Source organism: Legionella wadsworthii DSM 21896 = ATCC 33877, from assembly GCF_000701265.1.
Taxonomy (GTDB): Bacteria; Pseudomonadota; Gammaproteobacteria; order Legionellales; family Legionellaceae; genus Legionella; species Legionella wadsworthii.
Genome location: NZ_JNIA01000022.1, coordinates 79,326 through 96,321 on the forward strand (window position 1 = coordinate 79,326; position 16,996 = coordinate 96,321).

Below are 16,996 nucleotides of genomic sequence, written 5' to 3' on the forward strand. Positions count from 1 at the left end.
TGACTCAATCAGTTTTCATAGAGATATCAAATTAGCAAAGTTAATGAGAAAACTCTTTTTCTTTTATTTGAAGCAGCAACTCCGATATCAAATATTTCAAATGGTGGTGTTCATGGGTGTAGTGATCTGCTGTTTTCAAATAATTTTTCGCATCTTGATAATTTTCTTCTTCTAATAGTTCATATGCATATTCAAATAATGCCTCAATATATTCCCCTTTAATCATTTCATTATCGGGAAATGCAATGAACATGTTTTCTAAATGGTGAATCAAACTCAAATTCATATGGGGTTTAATAAAAAGGGACTCAAAAGGATTTTTTTTACTCAAGTTTTTCTCCCTTTATAGCTCATTAATTTTGCTGAAGATCTGATCTACTTCTGCACTTCGCTGCTTTTCTTTGGCTTTTTGATATATTTCTGTGATTTTTGCGCTATCAAAAGATACATTGATATAGGCAAATAATTGCTTTAATTTCTTTTTATCTTGCTCCTCATTAGCTGTTTGAAAAGGGGTATCTAAAAATGCATTAATTGCTTTTATTTTATCTTCTGTATTCGTTTTAAGTACTCCAAGTGTTCTTTTTCCTTTGATATGTATGGAATCAAAAATTTCCACTGCAACATAGTCGGGTAATAGAGCTCGATAATGTTCTTGTTTTTGTTTGCGGATTGCTACTAAATCCTCTAATTGATGTAATGGAATTTTCCCTTGTTGTACTTTTTCCGTTAATCCAGGTTTATTTAAGTAGGACGCGTGCTGCATACAAGTTTTGGTGTACTTATCACACAAACTCAGGATAAAACCATCTGCATATTGAGGTTTTTTTTCTATCTCAATCAGTTTTTTACTTAGTGGGGTCACATTCGTGATGCGCCATGCAATTGCTTCTTCCCGTTCATTGGATGCAGCGTCATCAAAAGCTTTATTTAAATCTTGAAGTGCCTGGTCTAATTCTTTTTTGAGTTGAGAATAAGCATGATAACGCCTCGTAAAGGCATGCAATTGTTCTGGATTTGCGCCCTGCTCCCTAAGGTATTTAGTAGTTAATTGGGCTAGTTCTAACCTCCAGGGTATTTGCCCTGTTATTTCAGGTTTTTTCTTTTCATAGTATGCAATTTCTTTTTTTAGAGAATCAATTTTCTCATTGAGTTCATGTCGTGAGGCCAACAGTTTTTCTCTTTCGGAAAGCTCGATATTTTTTCCTTCCAATTTTGAATTCAGCTGTTTTAAGTTATTTTCCAATCCTTCTAATTGCATGGGTAAACCGAAACACTTCATATAACAATTTTTATATTCATGAAATAAAATGCGTTGCGTCTCAAAAAATTTTTGATTATGGGTTAATTCATCTAATTCATTCAGAGCAGCTTCTAATTGTAAAAGCAATGACTTATAGCGTTTATACGCGTCTAGTAGATGGGACATTATCACACCTTTTTAGTGCTACTTAAGATTAAATTATAGACAATCCTATACGTTACTGTTTTTTGTAGCGCGGCCATGCTTTTACGACGGATTGAAGCGGGAACTATCGTATATCCGTACCTTTTTTATTTCAAATCCAACAAGGCAGTGCTACTTTTAAAGAAATGATGCCAACAAGAGATTGAATCAAATATTTAAAAATGAAAATAAACCTGAATTATTCGCATTCTGTTTTTTTTGCTCTTCTGGCTGCGATTTTATTTGGCGCCAGTACTCCTTTTGCAAAAAAACTGCTGGATCAAATCCCTCCTGTTTTGTTGGCCGGATTGTTATACCTTGGAAGCGGTATGGGTTTGTATCTTTTTCGTCTCATCAAAGACAGATCATGGCAGGCGTCGGGATTACATCAAAAAGAGTGGTTGTGGTTGTTAGGTGCCATCATATTTGGCGGTATTTTAGGTCCTATTTTCCTTATGCTGGGTTTAAAAAAAGTAAGTGCTGCAGATGCATCATTATTGCTAAACCTGGAAGCAGTACTCACAGCGCTTTTAGCTTGGATTATATTTAAAGAAAGCACCGATCGCAGAATCATTTCAGGCATGTTTCTTATTGTGGCAGGAGGAGTTATTTTAGCTTGGCCAAATCAAGTTGACTCCATTCCATGGCAAGGCGTTTTAATCATTGCATTAGCTTGTCTTTGTTGGGCAATTGATAATAACCTCACCAGAAAAATATCGACAGCCGATGCACTGTTCATTGCAGGCAGTAAAGGTTTTGTGGCAGGTATGGTTAATTTAATTCTTGCCTTGTCTTTAAGCCTTTCCGCTCCGGGCTGGGTTGCAGTGAGTTATGCTCTGGCCATTGGCTTTATAGGATATGGCATCAGCCTTGCATTATTTGTATTGGCTTTGCGGGGATTAGGTACTGCAAGAACAGGTGCCTACTTTTCTACAGCACCATTTATTGGCGCGGCAATCGCTGTATTATTTTTTGGGAGTACTACCACTGTTCTTTTTTGGATTGCAGCCTTCTTCATGGCTGTAGGCGTTTGGATACATTTGACCGAGAAGCATGAACATACCCACACCCATGAATATTTATTTCATAATCACAGTCATGTTCATGACCCACATCATCAACATGAGCATGATTTTCCCTGGAATGGGAAAGAACCCCATAGACATACTCATGAACATCAGCCCATGACGCATTCTCATCCACATTATCCGGACATTCATCATCGCCATAAGCATGATGAAGGTTAAGGGTAGATAACGCTGCGCTATTCTGCGCTATTTTTGCATTTCTTTTACAATAGCAACAAAACAGCTTAATTTTTTCTTAATTTTTAAAGATTATACTAAAATATAGATTAAAAATTGGGGCAGACAGTATGTTTTCTAAGAATTTATTGCAATTCTTAATGTCCGTTCCTGATGCTTCTGGTACCTATTTTGGTATGATGTTAAAGCAACACCTCAATAATCTGATAAATTTTTTCGATTCAGATTACAAAAATCGTCATTATTATCATAATGCTGCCAAAGAAAGACTCCTTGAATATATTAAAGCCTCTAATTTATCAATTACTCCATCTGAAGCCATTACAGCAATTCAAAAACGTTTTCGAGATAGTGATCTCACAATTAATTTTAAATTAGATCTATTACTGGATGACACACTAACCGCTTCTGATGAGCATTTCAATGCTTATATGCTCACTAATGATGGTCTTTCTCCAGAATATCTGGAAAAAAGAAATAAAGCAGAACAGTATTATTTTAATTTTTCCGAAACGGAGACGCTCGATAATCCAGAAACGCAAAGATCACGCCCCCATTACGCTGCTTTGAATTATGCGAATAACCCCTCAGGCTCTTCGCCAGGTTATGGAAGCGGTTTTTTCAAACTCAAGTCAGCAGTAAAACATAGATGCACTTTTTCCAGTGAAGATACTTATACTGTATATGATTGTTACTTGGCATTTTTAAGATCAGGAAAAATACCGCAACTACAGCCTAAAGGATTAATATCGGGCTATCATAATTTAACTCATCTAATCTCAACTTTAAATGATAACCAATTAGATTACCTCATCGGATCTAAAAGAGAGGAGTATATGGATGCAGATGCTTTTTATATTGAAGCGCATGTACACAGCAACCTGGACTGGAATAAGGATGTTGAGGCACTCGTTTTAGTGGAAGATGTCGAAGTAGGCGGAAAATCTCTTAATGCTTATACCGAAGAGGAGCAAGAGATTATCATACAAAATGCTACAAATTTCGCTAGAAAACATAACATCGATTGTTATATAACAGACGCAAAGGGCATTATCACCTCTTATCTTTATCGAAAGGAAGAAAGCGGACTAAAACCAGAGGTGAAACAAGTAAAAACAGAAGTTTGGAATTCCGACACATGGAAAGGTGAAAGTTTCAGATTTTTCAAACCAAGATCAGAACAAACTAAAAAAATTGGTTCTTTAGTGAAAACCTATGAATCCATTGCTGATCAAAATAATTTGACCGCTCGTCTTTTCGTCATAAGTGAGCTTCAAATCGCTTTAGTTGACTGGTTACACCAAAAACCCCAAGGCGCAAGAGCGAGTACTATGTTGATTTTACTGGATCAAGTTTTAAAAGAGCAACATGCTCTAACTGAATCTATTGCAGACATCTTGGAAGCTGATGCAAACCCAATACTTAAAATCTCGTGAACTCTGATGAGATTTTTCTCAAACAGTTAATGAAAATATTGAGAACGAACCTGGTTTTTGCCAGCTTTTTTTGCTTCGTATAACGTTTTGTCCGCAGCAGATATGACCTCATCTACATTATCATCTTGAAACGGCGATACACTCACTATTCCAATGCTTATCGTAGCAGCACCCTTTTTGGTTTGTTTTTTGAATTTATTTTGAAGCTTGTTACAAATAAGAATGGCCTCATCCAGAGAAGTATTTGTTAGAATCGCTGCAAATTCATCACCCCCTATCCGAAAAGCAACTTCATTTGCTTTATCTGCTGAGTTTTTTATGGCTTTAGCTAATTTTTTTAAGAATAAATCGCCTGAAGGATGACCGAAATTATCATTTATGAATTTAAAATTATCTACATCAATAAATACTAAATTGAAAAAATTATTATTTCTTTTTGCCCTTTTAAACTCTTCTTCCATCTTTTTATCAAAATAGCGCCGATTATAAAGGCCAGTTAAAGCATCGGTGATGGAAACACGATGCACTTCTTCCAATGCTTTGTCTTTTTCTTTATTTAGTTTGATGGTTTCTTGCAATAATTGGGAAGGAAATTTCGCTGTAATGATTAACATAACCACAAAAAATGCAAACATCACGGCTAAAATAATTCGATCAACACCGCCCAACCAAAAATTAAAAATAATAAGGGGTAAAAACATGGGAATTAAATAAGCATAATAAGCAGGCAGGTAAACTGAAAGCGAAGCGAGAGCACCTGATGCCATGCCGCCTAACACCAAAGTAATCACATTTTGATGAGCTGCAGTAAAATATCTATAAAAAAAGACGTAACAAGCGCCCCACAAACAACCTGTTAAAAATGTCAACCATAAAAACCGCCTTCGCGAAGAATCCTTCTTTATGCTGGAATAATCTCGATTTTTAATGCCTTTTTTGCTATTAATCCATCGGATAACACTCAACCCAATAAGAAAAAAGCACCATACTAAAGCGGGAATAACAGGGGCCTGACGATACAATAAGTACCCCCCTATAATAGCGCACAAGAAAATATTAAATGGAATTGATTTTAATGAACTTTCAAGAAGCAATAAAAAACATTCATCCTGTAATTTAAAAATTGTTTTCCTTTTCATATTATTCTCAATTATTAAAATTTTATAATAAGAATACAAATTTATGAGAAAATTGTCAGGGTTAATATGATTTTAGCATATTGGCTTTATTTTGATATTTGCATTGCGCATCGACTTCAAACTGGAATGCACTTAAGTTTTAAGTAAAATCGATCTTTTGATAACAACTAATCCTTTGAAATCAGATGGTTCTACTTATAAGGAATGCTTAGGGAAGAAGTTTTTTAAAAATTAAATAAACGCCATTAGTCCATCCAAATCCAATTTCATTGGATGAGTAACTGTATTTAATTTTATTATCTGTACGAGTGCTCACGTTATCCACATCATATTTTTCAAAAAGGACATTGTTTTTTTCAAAGCCACTATTTACCGTGGTGATAAACCGCTTCGCTACTTCCATAGCTAATTTTTTATGTCCATACCGTTCAAGGCCTATCACCGCAAAATACTGCATGGGAGCCCATCCAAAGGGTGCATCCCATTGTAGGCCCGAATGGTTTAAACTGGTTACAATACCGCCTTTCCTAAGTAAATCAGAAACATGGCCTACTACTGCTTTAGCCTGCTTTTCTGAAGCGATTCCAGCCCACAATGGATAGAAGGTTGTTGCAAATGGATAATACTTCCGTTTTTGTTTTTTAAAATCATAATCAAGATAGTAACCTGTTGATTCATCCCATAAGTATTTGTTTATATTTTTAATGCGACGCTGAGCCCGCTCCTCCCACTGTTTTGCCTCCAGTGAGTTTCCAAGTATGTCATGAATCGATTGCACATCACGTTCCATTTGATATAACAAAACATTTAAATCAACAGGTGCATAATCTAAAATCCCCGCACCAAAGGGTCCGTATTTTGCCGTAATATCAAACCCAGACTCTCGAATGGTGCGATCAGCAATGTAGAAAAGATCGGTTAATTGATCGCTTTGGCTGTTATAAAATTGCGATTTATCATAATCGCTAATCGCGTGTGACCTATAGTAATGGCGTACTTTTTCATAATAGGATATGGATTCTTCTGGAGTAGGCCCTTTCCCTTCAGAGAAATAACGGGATAATCCAATACCAGGGATGGAATGCGGTGGGGATACCCAGTTATGATATAAATTTTCAATGGCAGGCAACGTCGATTTTAACCAAACCTTATTAGGGTCTTTTTTGTAATAAGCCAAAATCATTTCGGTAAGTAGAGGAGGTTGCGTTCTGCCTAAATAATAGGTTCGATTCGCATTGAGGATGGTTCCATAATTTTTTATTTCATAAATCAAATTATCTACCATATATTTAGCAAGGGTAATTCGATTATTTTCGATAAGGCCTAATTCAATAAAATAGCTATCCCATGCATACATTTCATTGAAACGTCCTCCAGGGACTATATAGGGATAAGGTAAATAAAGTAAACCATGCTGCTTTATCTGGGTTGAATCTTTGGGTAAGTATGCAAACTTTATTTTGGAGGATAAATGTTTATTTTTTGCTTTAACTTTTTGAAGATTTTCCTGATGGGATATGTAGATGATTAACTCATTCCCGGCAAGTTTCGGATCGACACTTGCTTGTATCCAATTATCGCGTCTTAATAAGTCCCAACTTTTCTCGATATAGGCTAAAACCTGCAGATCAGCTTCGCCTGCAAAAGCACTTTGAAAGAAAATTAAGATAATGGATAGGGACTTACACCGGAGCATCCATTTAGAATCCATATTCAAGTTATATCCTTTTATTCCATTTTTAGGGCCAAATTAATTAAAACCGATAATCACGATGAGGGCAACCCTTTGAAGGCCAGGTGCGGAAAATTAATGACGCCCTTGGACTTAGACTTGCTGTGTCTTAAGATTGAGCTAAAATTAGATTAGGAATAACTAGAAAAATAAGGAAATTCCATGCTCACGACAATACTTCTCATTATTTTAATTCTCATGCTTGTGGGTGGACTACCCCGCTGGAACTATAGCCGAAACTGGGGTTATGGACCAAGTGGATTAGTGGGCCTTCTCCTCATTATATTACTTATTTATATGCTAGTGTGATCGATAAATCATTTTATAAAATGACGACATAGTGAATTTGAATTGACTCACAGGCTCGGTATTTTGTGAAATTATCTCAATCCAAAGCAAATAAAAATCCATTTTCTTCAAAAGTCAGGAATGGGAAAGAGAATGGATTGCCTCTTGGTTAGGATGATGCAGAGAAAAAATCTGTTCAAAAAGGTAGGTATTCTGAATCCGTAAAAATCCATGCCCTTCTCCGCTCAGATGAAGGCCACCTCTCTAGCAAACTCTAGAATAAGAAAACCTTTTCTTTAGCTTGCTTTTGTCCAGTTTTTTTCTATTTAGGCTATAATTGTAATGTGTATTTTAACTTGCTGGAAATTAGGAATTTCAATGTTTTATCGATTACTTATAAATTACTTTCGGATTCAGTTAATTCGTATGATTTTGACACATCTGACGACGCATCTTAAATCAAAAAACTCAAGCAAAGTCATTAAAATAGTACCATTTTTAGAACTACTTTTTAATCATTATGCAAATAGAAAAATGCGCAAATAAATTAGATTTGGACAATGAGGTAAATGCCTCTTACTAAATCATAGTAAGAGGCTGTACGATTATTGTTTACGAGATGGTTCATTACCTTTTTTACGATCTGCATCCGACATATGACGTCCACTTCCTGTATTTTTACCAGGTGAAGAGAAACTGTCCTTTTTAGAACCTGATTTAAAATCGGATTTATTCCCTTGCATTGGTTTGTCTTTCATTTCAATCTCCTTATTGAACAAAGTCATTTAAGATTATAGTACATTTACCAATACGCAGTGCTTTGACCCAGTTGATAATTCCTAACCGCGGCCCTACGACGAAACATATGGGCAGAAGCTCATGGTCTCTGTGCGAGATAGCACAAAGCGATAAATAAAAGTAAAAACCTGCCAAAGGTCAAGCAAGGTATGGCTGCAGGAACCAGGCAGAACAGACCCTCTGATAATTGAAAATTCAAAGTAAGCTTAAAGTGTTTACTTTTCTCAATTATTTTTCAAATATTCCTAATTCAGCCCAATCCTGCTTACAGCCAGAATAATACGATTCCAGCCTGTAAGCATTCTGCTCCTTGCCTAAGTATTCCTGATATGTTTAAGCCAATCTTTTGCCGCTGAACTTACCTTATCATCATTTAAAACAATCTCGTAGAGCGCATCTTGACGGGAAACATCTTCACCATACATGTCGACTAATACTTCATTCCAAAGTGAGCGCACCTGCGCAGAGACGCTGTGGCCAACTTGCTCGAGTATCGCATAAATGCGATCCCGCCAGTATGCATCCATGGCTTTATCCATCCAGGATACAATTTCTGGAGTCAATCCTACTTCATCAAGACCTTTTCCTTCCCCAAAGCCTTTTTCGAATTTTTTAGTCCGTAAATGAGCATATTTTTTTCCATATACGCCATTGACCCAATCCATTATTTTCTTTCCCAATAAGATACCAATTTTGGAGTGGGGTTCTTGTTTTAAATTGGTTTTGACCTCTTCCACCAATTGCTTCCATGAATTTTCAAAAGCGACATGTTGTTCAGGGGTACTACTGGCCTTCAATTCTTTTTCAAATGCCACATATTGCTTTAATTCATCGGGTGTAAATATTTCTTTAACCCAACCATGTTCAAGATCTGCTGTCATTCTATATACCTCTATCAGTTGTATCAGAGTTTCCCAAGGAATCGATTTATTGTCATTCACAGAATGAATGATGCGCCTCAAAGTTTTAGCTCCTTCGAGTAAAGCAGCTGCTTTTTGTTCCAACACCTGAGCTTGGCTATTAAAATGCTTTAAAGCACTCTGCTCTTCGGTGAGTAAATTTTTGATTGTTGATAACTCGAAACCAAAAAATTTTAAAGCAATTATCTGTTGTAATTTCAATAAATCCTTCTCGGAGTAAACACGATACCCATTAGGACGTCGTAAAGACGGGGTAAGCAAACCTATGCGATCATAATGGTGCAGGGTTTGCACTGAAACGCCAGTTATCTTACTTAAGTCTTTTACAAACCATTGGGTCATCATGCTCCTCCTTAAAAATAAAGATAAGGTATATAGCAACAATAGGGTCAAGCATTATTTTTAATTTTTATTCGTTTATTTTTCTAATTCGTTAATCAAGTAAAATAATTGGTTTAACGCATCATTTTTCGCTCTAAAGCTGGCAAAAGTGGTTTTTTCCTTACTGTCGGCAATATGGTTTACGAAGGTGATCATGCGTCCATTTTTTTCAATCCAACCCACAAACCACCCATGTTGCACAGGAAGCTTCTTACTTTTATCTTTTGTTAATAACTGGCCAGTTCCTGTTTTACCATACAGTTTCCATCCACCAGCTAATTCCTGAATATAAAGAATATCTTTCGTCATCTTAAAAGCTTTTTCACTTATAGGCAGTTGTTTATGGATTATTTTCTGTAAAAATTTAATTTGTTCTGTAGGGGAGATCGCAAGTGAACTCGATAACCAGGAATGGGTTAGCCCATTATTCTGGCCTTTATCTCCGGAGATGTCTTTATTTCCATATTGAAATAAATCGACATAATTTTTAAACCGTTTCATTCCTAATTGTTGCGTCAGTACTTGTGAATACCATACGCAAGAATCTCTCATCCAACTGTGCGGATTGTGTGGATATTTCCATACATTCAAAAAAAGGGAGTATTCTTTTTTATATTCCCATTCGGGATGAAACTGATCTTTTAATATCCCTGAATCAAAACCCATGAGGCTCAGTGCAATTTTAAATGTCGAATTGGGTGCATAACGTTGGTTACATCCATGCCCAGTCTGTTTTAAGATGGTTTGATTTTCCTGGGCCAAAAAACAAGAATTTTGCGACCAAACCATATCACAAAATAATAGGCCCACGAACGAAATTAAAAATATTTTCTTCATCACAACCTCAACAACTTTTAATTGAAAGAATTATGGGTGTGGCATGCACACCCAAGCGATTTATTTTTTTGCAGTCATTAAGCCATTCAGGACAACATGATGAAACACCGGAGCCGCTAATTCACCGCCGGAGCTCAATGTGCTGTCTTTTTTATTGATTTGGCCATCTTCAATCACGACTAAAATCACATAACGAGGTGTATCTGCCGGAACAAACCCTGCAAATAATGCAAGATGCTTTTCATGATTTTCGATGACCGTGCCTGTTTTACCTGCCACAGGAATTCCAGGGATGGCTGCATTTTTCCCTGTTCCCTTTAGAACCACATTTTCAAGCATATGATTTACTGAGGCGGCTGTATTTTCTGATATAACCGCCGTATTGCCAGAAGTACGGCCTTTGTTTGCAAGAATGGCATAGGATTGAGTCAGGGATTCAACAGTGACGGGAATGTTCTCACCCAAGGAAGCCTGGGCCAGTTGCACTTGATCATTTGGATTGGATTGCCACCAGGAACTCATATCAAAACCAAATTCTATGAGCTTTTTTCGAACTATTTGGCTACCTGCTTCTTGAGCTACTTTTATGAAACAAACATTAATCGAATGGGTCATCGCCTCGCCTAAGGAAGCTTCGTTTACATCGGTGTTATAGTTAGTAAAGGATTGTCCTTCTATAGAAAAGGGCGAACGGCAATCATAGCTCTTGGTTTCAGAACTTATTCCAGAGTTGATAGCTGCAGCAGCAATAAAGGGTTTAATGGTAGAGCCTGGTGAAAAAATCCGTGATTTCCAACTCGTTTGCCCCTTTTGCTTTGATTCGGCAAATGCAAGGACATTGCCTGTGGCTGGATCAGCTATGGCAATGACTCCAGATTTTGCGTGATACTCATGAACTGCTTTTTTTATTTCTTGTTCGGCTATATTTTGTAATTCAGGATTTAAATGCTTTGTATCTACTGCATGTACTTTATGGCTGGTTAAGGTTCCTACTGCTGAATAAGCAACGCAAATAGGGGTAACAATAGAAAACCCCAAAAAGGCCACCCCTAACAATAAGGGTTTGGAACCATTGCGTGGGTAAGTGGATAACATGGAAATTCTCCTTAGGATGAAAGTAGAGTCTTTTTCCTCTTTGTTCCAAGCCATACCCACCGTGCATGCAAAATCCTGATTTGATGACAGAGAACATTGTGAAGCTTTCTGAATGACCTGGAAAAGACAGCGGCCATAATCATGTGCCGAAATTTTTTGGTGGCCTACCAATAACTCATCACATGATAATTCTTGTAATTCATTTAAAACGTTGTACCAATGACGAACACCTGGATTTGCGAAAAAAACAATCCGTAGTACCTCTGAAAAATATGCCCAGAGACAATCCCCATTACGATGATGTTGTCCTTCATGAGCGATCGCAATCCTTACATTTTCCGCGGAAGAGAATAAGGAAACGGGTAATATGATATAAGCCTTATTGAATAGAAAAACTGAAAATGGAATATGACAGTGTTCCGAGACCTTAATCACCAGTCTTCCAGAGGTTCGATAAGGTATTGCTTGAATTAACATCATTCTTAAGCGGGTTAATCCTGTCAGTAAATGATATCCGCGAAATACAACAATCAAAAAAACCAGGATAATTAGCAGTTGGGAATAGTTTATTTTTTCCAGCGTGTGGGTCACTGATTCAGAGGAAACCGTTGAGGGCACCACATTGAATAGCGGTTGACTCATGTATTCTTGTACATCATCAAAAGATACATAACGTGGACTTGCTGTTTTTTGATTAGAATGGATGCAGTGAACGAGTAAAGGGGAAACTACACAGCATACTAATAAAATGCGGGCAAATTTCAATTTAAACGAAGGCCACTTTGCAAGCCAATTCCTGCGCATCATCCAAGAGCTCAACAAGAGCAAGCAATGGATACTTAAAAAGATTTCAAGGAATAACATGATTATTGAACTCCTTCTTTCTTTTTATCATTCCCTAAATGTTTTAGCGCTTCCTCTATTGCTTGAAGATCACCATGCTGTAATTTATTAGCCTGCAAAAGCCGTTGGACAAGCGCCACGGGTTCGCCATCAAAAACATGAGCAACCATATGATCAATACATTTATTTTCATAATCTGATTTGGAAACAATTGGTACAAAACTATGGGCATAGGAATTTTTCTGACATTCAAGAAAGCCCTTTTGTTCAAGTACTTTAATTACTGTCGCGACGGTAGTGTAAGCAAGAGGCCTTTCTTTAGAGAGATGCGCAACAACTTCTTTAACAGTGACTTTTTCAAGGGCCCAAATTATATTCATTAATTCAAGTTCTACTTCTGTAAGCAAACGATCCTGAGCCAAGGAATTTTTTTTGGGTGACATTTTTTCTTCTCCAAAACGAAATAAAGTTAACTCTACTATTTTTTTAGTAGATACTACTATAGATATAGTAGAATTAAAATAGCTTTTGGAAAAAAAGAGTATTGGAAGGCGCAACAAAAATTTTCCTTGTTCAGAAAAGTTTTGTTGAGAGCCCTATCACTTTGAGACTGGGATTTTGCAAATGAACCTACCTAATATGGTTGCTGCAATATTAAAGAAATGTATCATGCCACTGGCAATGAAATTAATTTAGACCTGAACCATCCTTATCAGGTCTAAATTTTCGCTCATAATTTTTCAATATTTTTTTTATTTTTTTTCAATAAATCAGATAAATCATCCGCGTGATCCTCTTCATCTTTAAGAATCTCTTCAAGCATGCGACGGGTTGTTGGATCTTTAGCGCCAAACCACTCAATCAGTTCCCGATACACCATAATGGCGATGCGTTCAGCGACCAGGTCATCTTCAATTAATTGATAAATATTATCTCCAGATCCAAACTCAGTAGCAGTGCGTTCTATCACAGTACCTGGATTAAAATCAGGATTCCCACCTAATAAATTGATCCGCTCTGCTAACATCATCATATGGCGTTCTTCATCTGCAGCATGCTCTGCAAACTCAGCAACTACTTGAGGTGCATCGATTCCTTTTGCAATGATTTGATGATGTTTATAACGCAATACACACATGATTTCAGTTGCTAATGCTGTATTAAGATGACGGCAAGCTTCTTCTACATTCAATGGATAATCTTGAGTGACAGCGCCTTGTTCAATGGATTGGCGGGCTTGTTGTTTGATGACATCCAAATTATAAGGTTCTTTAGGTGGTTGTAATTGGCCCATGTTTTTCTCCTTATCGGTAAAAGGGAACGGTACGTTCAAATTATTCAGGATAGCAATAGATATCACTTTGACCAGGCACCTCTGCATGATAAACAACCGCATTCACACCAACTATATTTGTTTTTTCCTTAATGCAGCGGTAACCCGGATAGGTATAATAAAAATTGCCTTCTGGAACAGTACCCTCAACAACATATTTTTTTTCAGCATTTATCGTGATAGGAATTCTTTGCCATGAATGGGTTTTATTGACGATGATGCTGTCTCCAAGAGCTTCTGTACTCAATAGTATGAGTAGTGAGTACATCATTAATTTGTTCATTGGCTTCCCTCCAATTTACTCCTTTTTCCTCTCTTTTAAGGTTAGTCTGATTCATTACATTAGCAAATAATTTCATATAGCTGCGTCATGTCGCCTGGGAATTCAGGAGTGGAATCATTAGTCTTTTAATGTTTTGGGATCCATAAGCATCTTTTTAATTTCATCGATGTGCATTTCTTCTTCTTGAATCATTTTTCGCGCAAAATCTTCTACAAACACTGATTTTTTCTCTGAAATTTCTAATAATTGATAATACAAACTCAATCCTGAAGTTTCATGTTCTAAAGATTCCTCTAAAATATTACTGATGTTATGTTGGTGCGTTTCTAACAGTTTCCCGATCTTCAAGGTAGGATGGTAGGAAAATCGAGTAATCAGCTCTCCTATCATGTGGGCATGATTTAAGCTTTCTTGAGCCTGATCGCGCATCCATTTACATATTGGGATTCGATGGAAACCAAAAATCATGAATGAATAGTGGGTGTATCGTACCACTCCAGCCATTTCCATTTCCAACAGGGAATTAAGTATTTTTATAATCCCCTCCTCAATGGCTTTAGAATCTGATCTTCCGTGTATCATCGTATTATTCCTATATTGGATTTTATATCAAAAGTATAGGCCATTTATCATAAAGTATTATCCAGTCCGCTACTTTGGGCAGCGAGCATTAAAGGGGTCGTTCAATGGAGATGAGCAATTGATGTATTAATACTTCTTGTTTAAATCAATCTCTATTTGCGGTCAAACCTAATCAATTATCTACAATCTCTTCTAGAAAAATGAGGTGAACTAGATATTTTTCTTTTTGCAAACACTTCACGAGGATACAATAACAGAAGTCGTGAGGCGCGCATCATGGATCAGGGATGATCCTTGATGATGAAACCTTCAAAAACCTATATCATGTAAACCCCAGTGATTATCCATACATACCATAATACAGATTATCAATACATAAAATTTTTAATTTGCTATTATCAATAAGTTTCAAGATGTTTGTTATTCAATAAAAAAATATGACCTTAGAAATTTTTGATAAAAAATGCTTTCTCCACAGCAAAACTCAGACTCTATGCTAAGATCATAATTGTTATTAAAAAATTTAAGGAGAGCAACATGAATAAAAAAGGATCAATTTTAGCGACGGTACTTCTTTTAAGCGGGGCGATGGCTTTTGCAGCGGATGACAGTACGAGCACGAGTACGGGTAGCCCATCTACTGATACTACGGGTACAAACAGTACAACCTCAACTTCCCCTTCTACAGATACAAGTACCCCTGCGACAACACCAGCTTCAGATACAACTGCACCTTCTAGCGCTCCATCTTCAGATACGAGCACTCCTTCTACAGACACAACGACAAGCCCTGGAAGCGCCTCTCCAGATATGAATACGTCTACTACAGCTCCATCTACAGACACCACAACGACTCCTAATTCCACTAGTGCTCCATCTACAGATACAAATGCTACTGGAACACAAGGTACTAGTACTTCTACCGAAATGAACAGTACTTCTACCAATGTCGATGTAATGAATGTAGATCCTAATACCAATGTGACTGAAGTGAACGATAAAGTAAGTATTACTGGTGTTAGCACTGCTCCTACTTTTACTGACGTGGAAGTTCGTGGTGATGGATACTATATACCCGATACAGTAACACCTGTAGGCGGTTTTTATTTTATACGCATCAATGCAGTAGATAAAGTTTGTGCGCTTAAGAAAATTAGAAAGGTAAAAGTTCTCACTACCCCAACTACAAAAACAGTAATCATTGGCAAGAAGAAACATGTTTTATACTGCTATGATAGAACTTATTTCAACTTCTAATCCTCTTGGGTATTTAATATAAAAAACCCCCATTCAGAGTCAGTCTATCATTTCCTGAATGGGGGTTTCATTTTAAAGATACAATCCAAAGCAACAATTCAGGCTCTCAAAGTAAAAATCCGTTATGTTACTTTCAAGAGGTTCTCCTTAGGCGCTGCCATTCGCTCGATGGCAAAATACATACAGATACCTAAAATTATCGCTACATCAATGACAAGTACCACAGGACGCATGGAACCATCAAATAGAATACCCGTTAAAGCAACTGCTCCTGAAGAAATAAACAGACGTGTTGACATAATGAATGAAGAGCATGCTCCCTTGAGATGAGGTAAAATTTCCAGGGATTCTGCAAAAGTAACACTCATTGGAAAAGCACAACCCACTGCCATCCAGCACATGGAAAACGTAATTAAATAGGGCGAATCAGGATATTTGAATGCAAAGTAGGTAAACATCACAATAGATAGGGTACAACATAGCATTCCTAAATGGACTGCTTTTCGACCGCCAATTCGTGCAATCACTTTATCGGCATAAAAACTGGTTAGTGAGAAAAGAAATACAATGAGTCCCTGTTGCAGGGCAAATTGAAAATAAGATAATTGGCAAGTATTAATATAATAAAACGAAGCACTTCCGACAAAAGTGAGATAGGCAGTCACTAACATATTCGGCATACTGGCATAAAGCAAAAATTTACTATGCGAAGCAATTGCCCAATAATCCTTAAGGATGTTCCCCATTTTTAAAGGCTCTTTTTCATTTTTGGTTTCGGGTAATTGCCACATCAAAAAAATCCAGGAGATGAATGCAATTATTGCAACAAAAGTAAAATTTGCCCGCCAAGTGAAATAATTAATAATAACGCTACCTAGAACAGGAGCTGCAGCCATAAAAATGGTGACATAGGCATTTATCTTGCTAATGTATTTTGCCGCAATTTCGCCCTGATACCGATCAGAGATCATGGCAAATCCAATCACTACAGTACTGCTCGCGCCCAGTCCTTGAATAAACCGCCAAAACATGAGCTGGTATATCGAGAAAGAAAACACACAACCCACTGCCCCGAATAAAAAGCAACTTGCCCCAAAAATCATTAAAATACGCCGGCCTAAACTCTCAGATAACGGACCATAGAGCAATCCTGATATGCAAAAGGCTAAAAAATTAAGGCTTAATGTATTTTGGACTTGGGCCTCGGTACTGCCAAAGAATGTCATAATACTCGGAAAACTGGGTAAGGAAATATCAATTTCCATACAGCAACCTAAAAGGGAAATAACAATAAGTGTCACAAGAGGGAGTTGAAAAAACCAGGATAACATGATGACGTCTTCTTAATCAGGTAAATGGT

Annotated in this window: 17 protein-coding genes; 4 read left to right on the top strand and 13 right to left on the bottom strand. The window is 37.0% G+C overall.

Annotation, left to right across the window (positions count from 1 at the left end):
- Positions 1-40: 40 nt before the first annotated feature.
- On the bottom strand, positions 41-331 hold the full coding sequence (locus tag BU07_RS0100910) for a hypothetical protein (RefSeq protein WP_031562726.1): 291 nt from the start codon (positions 329-331) through the stop codon (positions 41-43).
- Positions 332-343: 12 nt separating this feature from the next.
- Positions 344-1,429 (bottom strand): hypothetical protein, encoded by a 1,086-nt coding sequence (locus tag BU07_RS0100915; protein WP_031562728.1) that lies wholly within the window; start codon positions 1,427-1,429, stop codon positions 344-346.
- Positions 1,430-1,629: 200 nt separating this feature from the next.
- Here BU07_RS0100915 and BU07_RS0100920 point away from each other — a divergent pair, with 200 nt between their 5' ends.
- Both BU07_RS0100920 and BU07_RS0100925 read left to right on the top strand, forming a co-directional pair.
- Positions 1,630-2,694, top strand: coding sequence for a DMT family transporter (locus BU07_RS0100920; RefSeq protein WP_031562730.1), 1,065 nt, complete (start codon positions 1,630-1,632; stop codon positions 2,692-2,694).
- A 128-nt stretch (positions 2,695-2,822) separates the two neighbouring features.
- The gene (locus BU07_RS0100925) at positions 2,823-4,148 is read left to right on the top strand and encodes a DUF3626 domain-containing protein (protein WP_031562733.1); all 1,326 of its coding nucleotides are present in this window, start codon (positions 2,823-2,825) and stop codon (positions 4,146-4,148) included.
- 26 nt (positions 4,149-4,174) lie between these two features.
- Here BU07_RS0100925 and BU07_RS0100930 read toward each other — a convergent pair whose 3' ends face one another.
- Entirely contained in the window at positions 4,175-5,287 is a 1,113-nt protein-coding gene (locus tag BU07_RS0100930) for a GGDEF domain-containing protein (protein ID WP_031562735.1), read from the bottom strand.
- A 208-nt stretch (positions 5,288-5,495) separates the two neighbouring features.
- Complete coding sequence (locus BU07_RS0100935; protein WP_031562737.1) at positions 5,496-6,998, bottom strand: trehalase family glycosidase; 1,503 nt, start codon at positions 6,996-6,998, stop codon at positions 5,496-5,498.
- Positions 6,999-7,181: 183 nt separating this feature from the next.
- On the opposite strand from BU07_RS0100935, the gene BU07_RS17130 reads away from it, so the two are divergent.
- The gene (locus BU07_RS17130) at positions 7,182-7,328 is read left to right on the top strand and encodes a DUF3309 family protein (protein ID WP_084157771.1); all 147 of its coding nucleotides are present in this window, start codon (positions 7,182-7,184) and stop codon (positions 7,326-7,328) included.
- Positions 7,329-7,912: 584 nt separating this feature from the next.
- On the opposite strand, the gene BU07_RS17345 is transcribed toward BU07_RS17130, so the two are convergent.
- The 8 genes from BU07_RS17345 to BU07_RS0100980 all read right to left on the bottom strand — a co-directional run bounded on the left by BU07_RS17345 (position 7,913) and on the right by BU07_RS0100980 (position 14,379).
- Positions 7,913-8,065: a hypothetical protein gene (locus tag BU07_RS17345; RefSeq protein ID WP_154659359.1), complete on the bottom strand. Its 153-nt coding sequence runs from the start codon at positions 8,063-8,065 to the stop codon at positions 7,913-7,915.
- 354 nt (positions 8,066-8,419) lie between these two features.
- Positions 8,420-9,367 carry a MerR family transcriptional regulator gene (locus BU07_RS0100950; protein ID WP_031562739.1) on the bottom strand — a complete coding sequence of 316 codons (948 nt, stop codon included), beginning with the start codon at positions 9,365-9,367 and terminating at the stop codon, positions 8,420-8,422.
- Positions 9,368-9,442: 75 nt separating this feature from the next.
- Positions 9,443-10,243: a class D beta-lactamase gene (blaOXA, locus tag BU07_RS0100955; protein WP_031562741.1), complete on the bottom strand. Its 801-nt coding sequence runs from the start codon at positions 10,241-10,243 to the stop codon at positions 9,443-9,445.
- Between the two features lie 60 nt (positions 10,244-10,303).
- Positions 10,304-12,202: a M56 family metallopeptidase gene (locus tag BU07_RS0100960; protein WP_031562743.1), complete on the bottom strand. Its 1,899-nt coding sequence runs from the start codon at positions 12,200-12,202 to the stop codon at positions 10,304-10,306.
- A gap of 2 nt (positions 12,203-12,204) precedes the next feature.
- Positions 12,205-12,624 (bottom strand): BlaI/MecI/CopY family transcriptional regulator, encoded by a 420-nt coding sequence (locus BU07_RS0100965; protein WP_031562745.1) that lies wholly within the window; start codon positions 12,622-12,624, stop codon positions 12,205-12,207.
- A 287-nt stretch (positions 12,625-12,911) separates the two neighbouring features.
- A complete protein-coding gene (locus BU07_RS0100970) occupies positions 12,912-13,475 on the bottom strand; it encodes a ferritin-like domain-containing protein (protein WP_031562747.1) in 564 nt (187 codons plus the stop codon).
- Positions 13,476-13,515: 40 nt separating this feature from the next.
- Positions 13,516-13,797, bottom strand: a complete 282-nt coding sequence (locus tag BU07_RS17490) for a hypothetical protein (protein ID WP_031562749.1) — start codon at positions 13,795-13,797, stop codon at positions 13,516-13,518.
- Positions 13,798-13,914: 117 nt separating this feature from the next.
- Entirely contained in the window at positions 13,915-14,379 is a 465-nt protein-coding gene (locus BU07_RS0100980) for a ferritin-like domain-containing protein (RefSeq protein ID WP_031562750.1), read from the bottom strand.
- A 537-nt stretch (positions 14,380-14,916) separates the two neighbouring features.
- Between BU07_RS0100980 and BU07_RS17140 the strand changes: the two genes are divergently transcribed.
- Positions 14,917-15,636, top strand: a complete 720-nt coding sequence (locus BU07_RS17140) for a hypothetical protein (RefSeq protein ID WP_031562753.1) — start codon at positions 14,917-14,919, stop codon at positions 15,634-15,636.
- Positions 15,637-15,758: 122 nt separating this feature from the next.
- Here the strand turns inward: BU07_RS17140 and BU07_RS0100990 are convergent, their stop codons facing one another.
- Complete coding sequence (locus tag BU07_RS0100990; protein WP_031562755.1) at positions 15,759-16,967, bottom strand: multidrug effflux MFS transporter; 1,209 nt, start codon at positions 16,965-16,967, stop codon at positions 15,759-15,761.
- Positions 16,968-16,996: the final 29 nt, after the last annotated feature.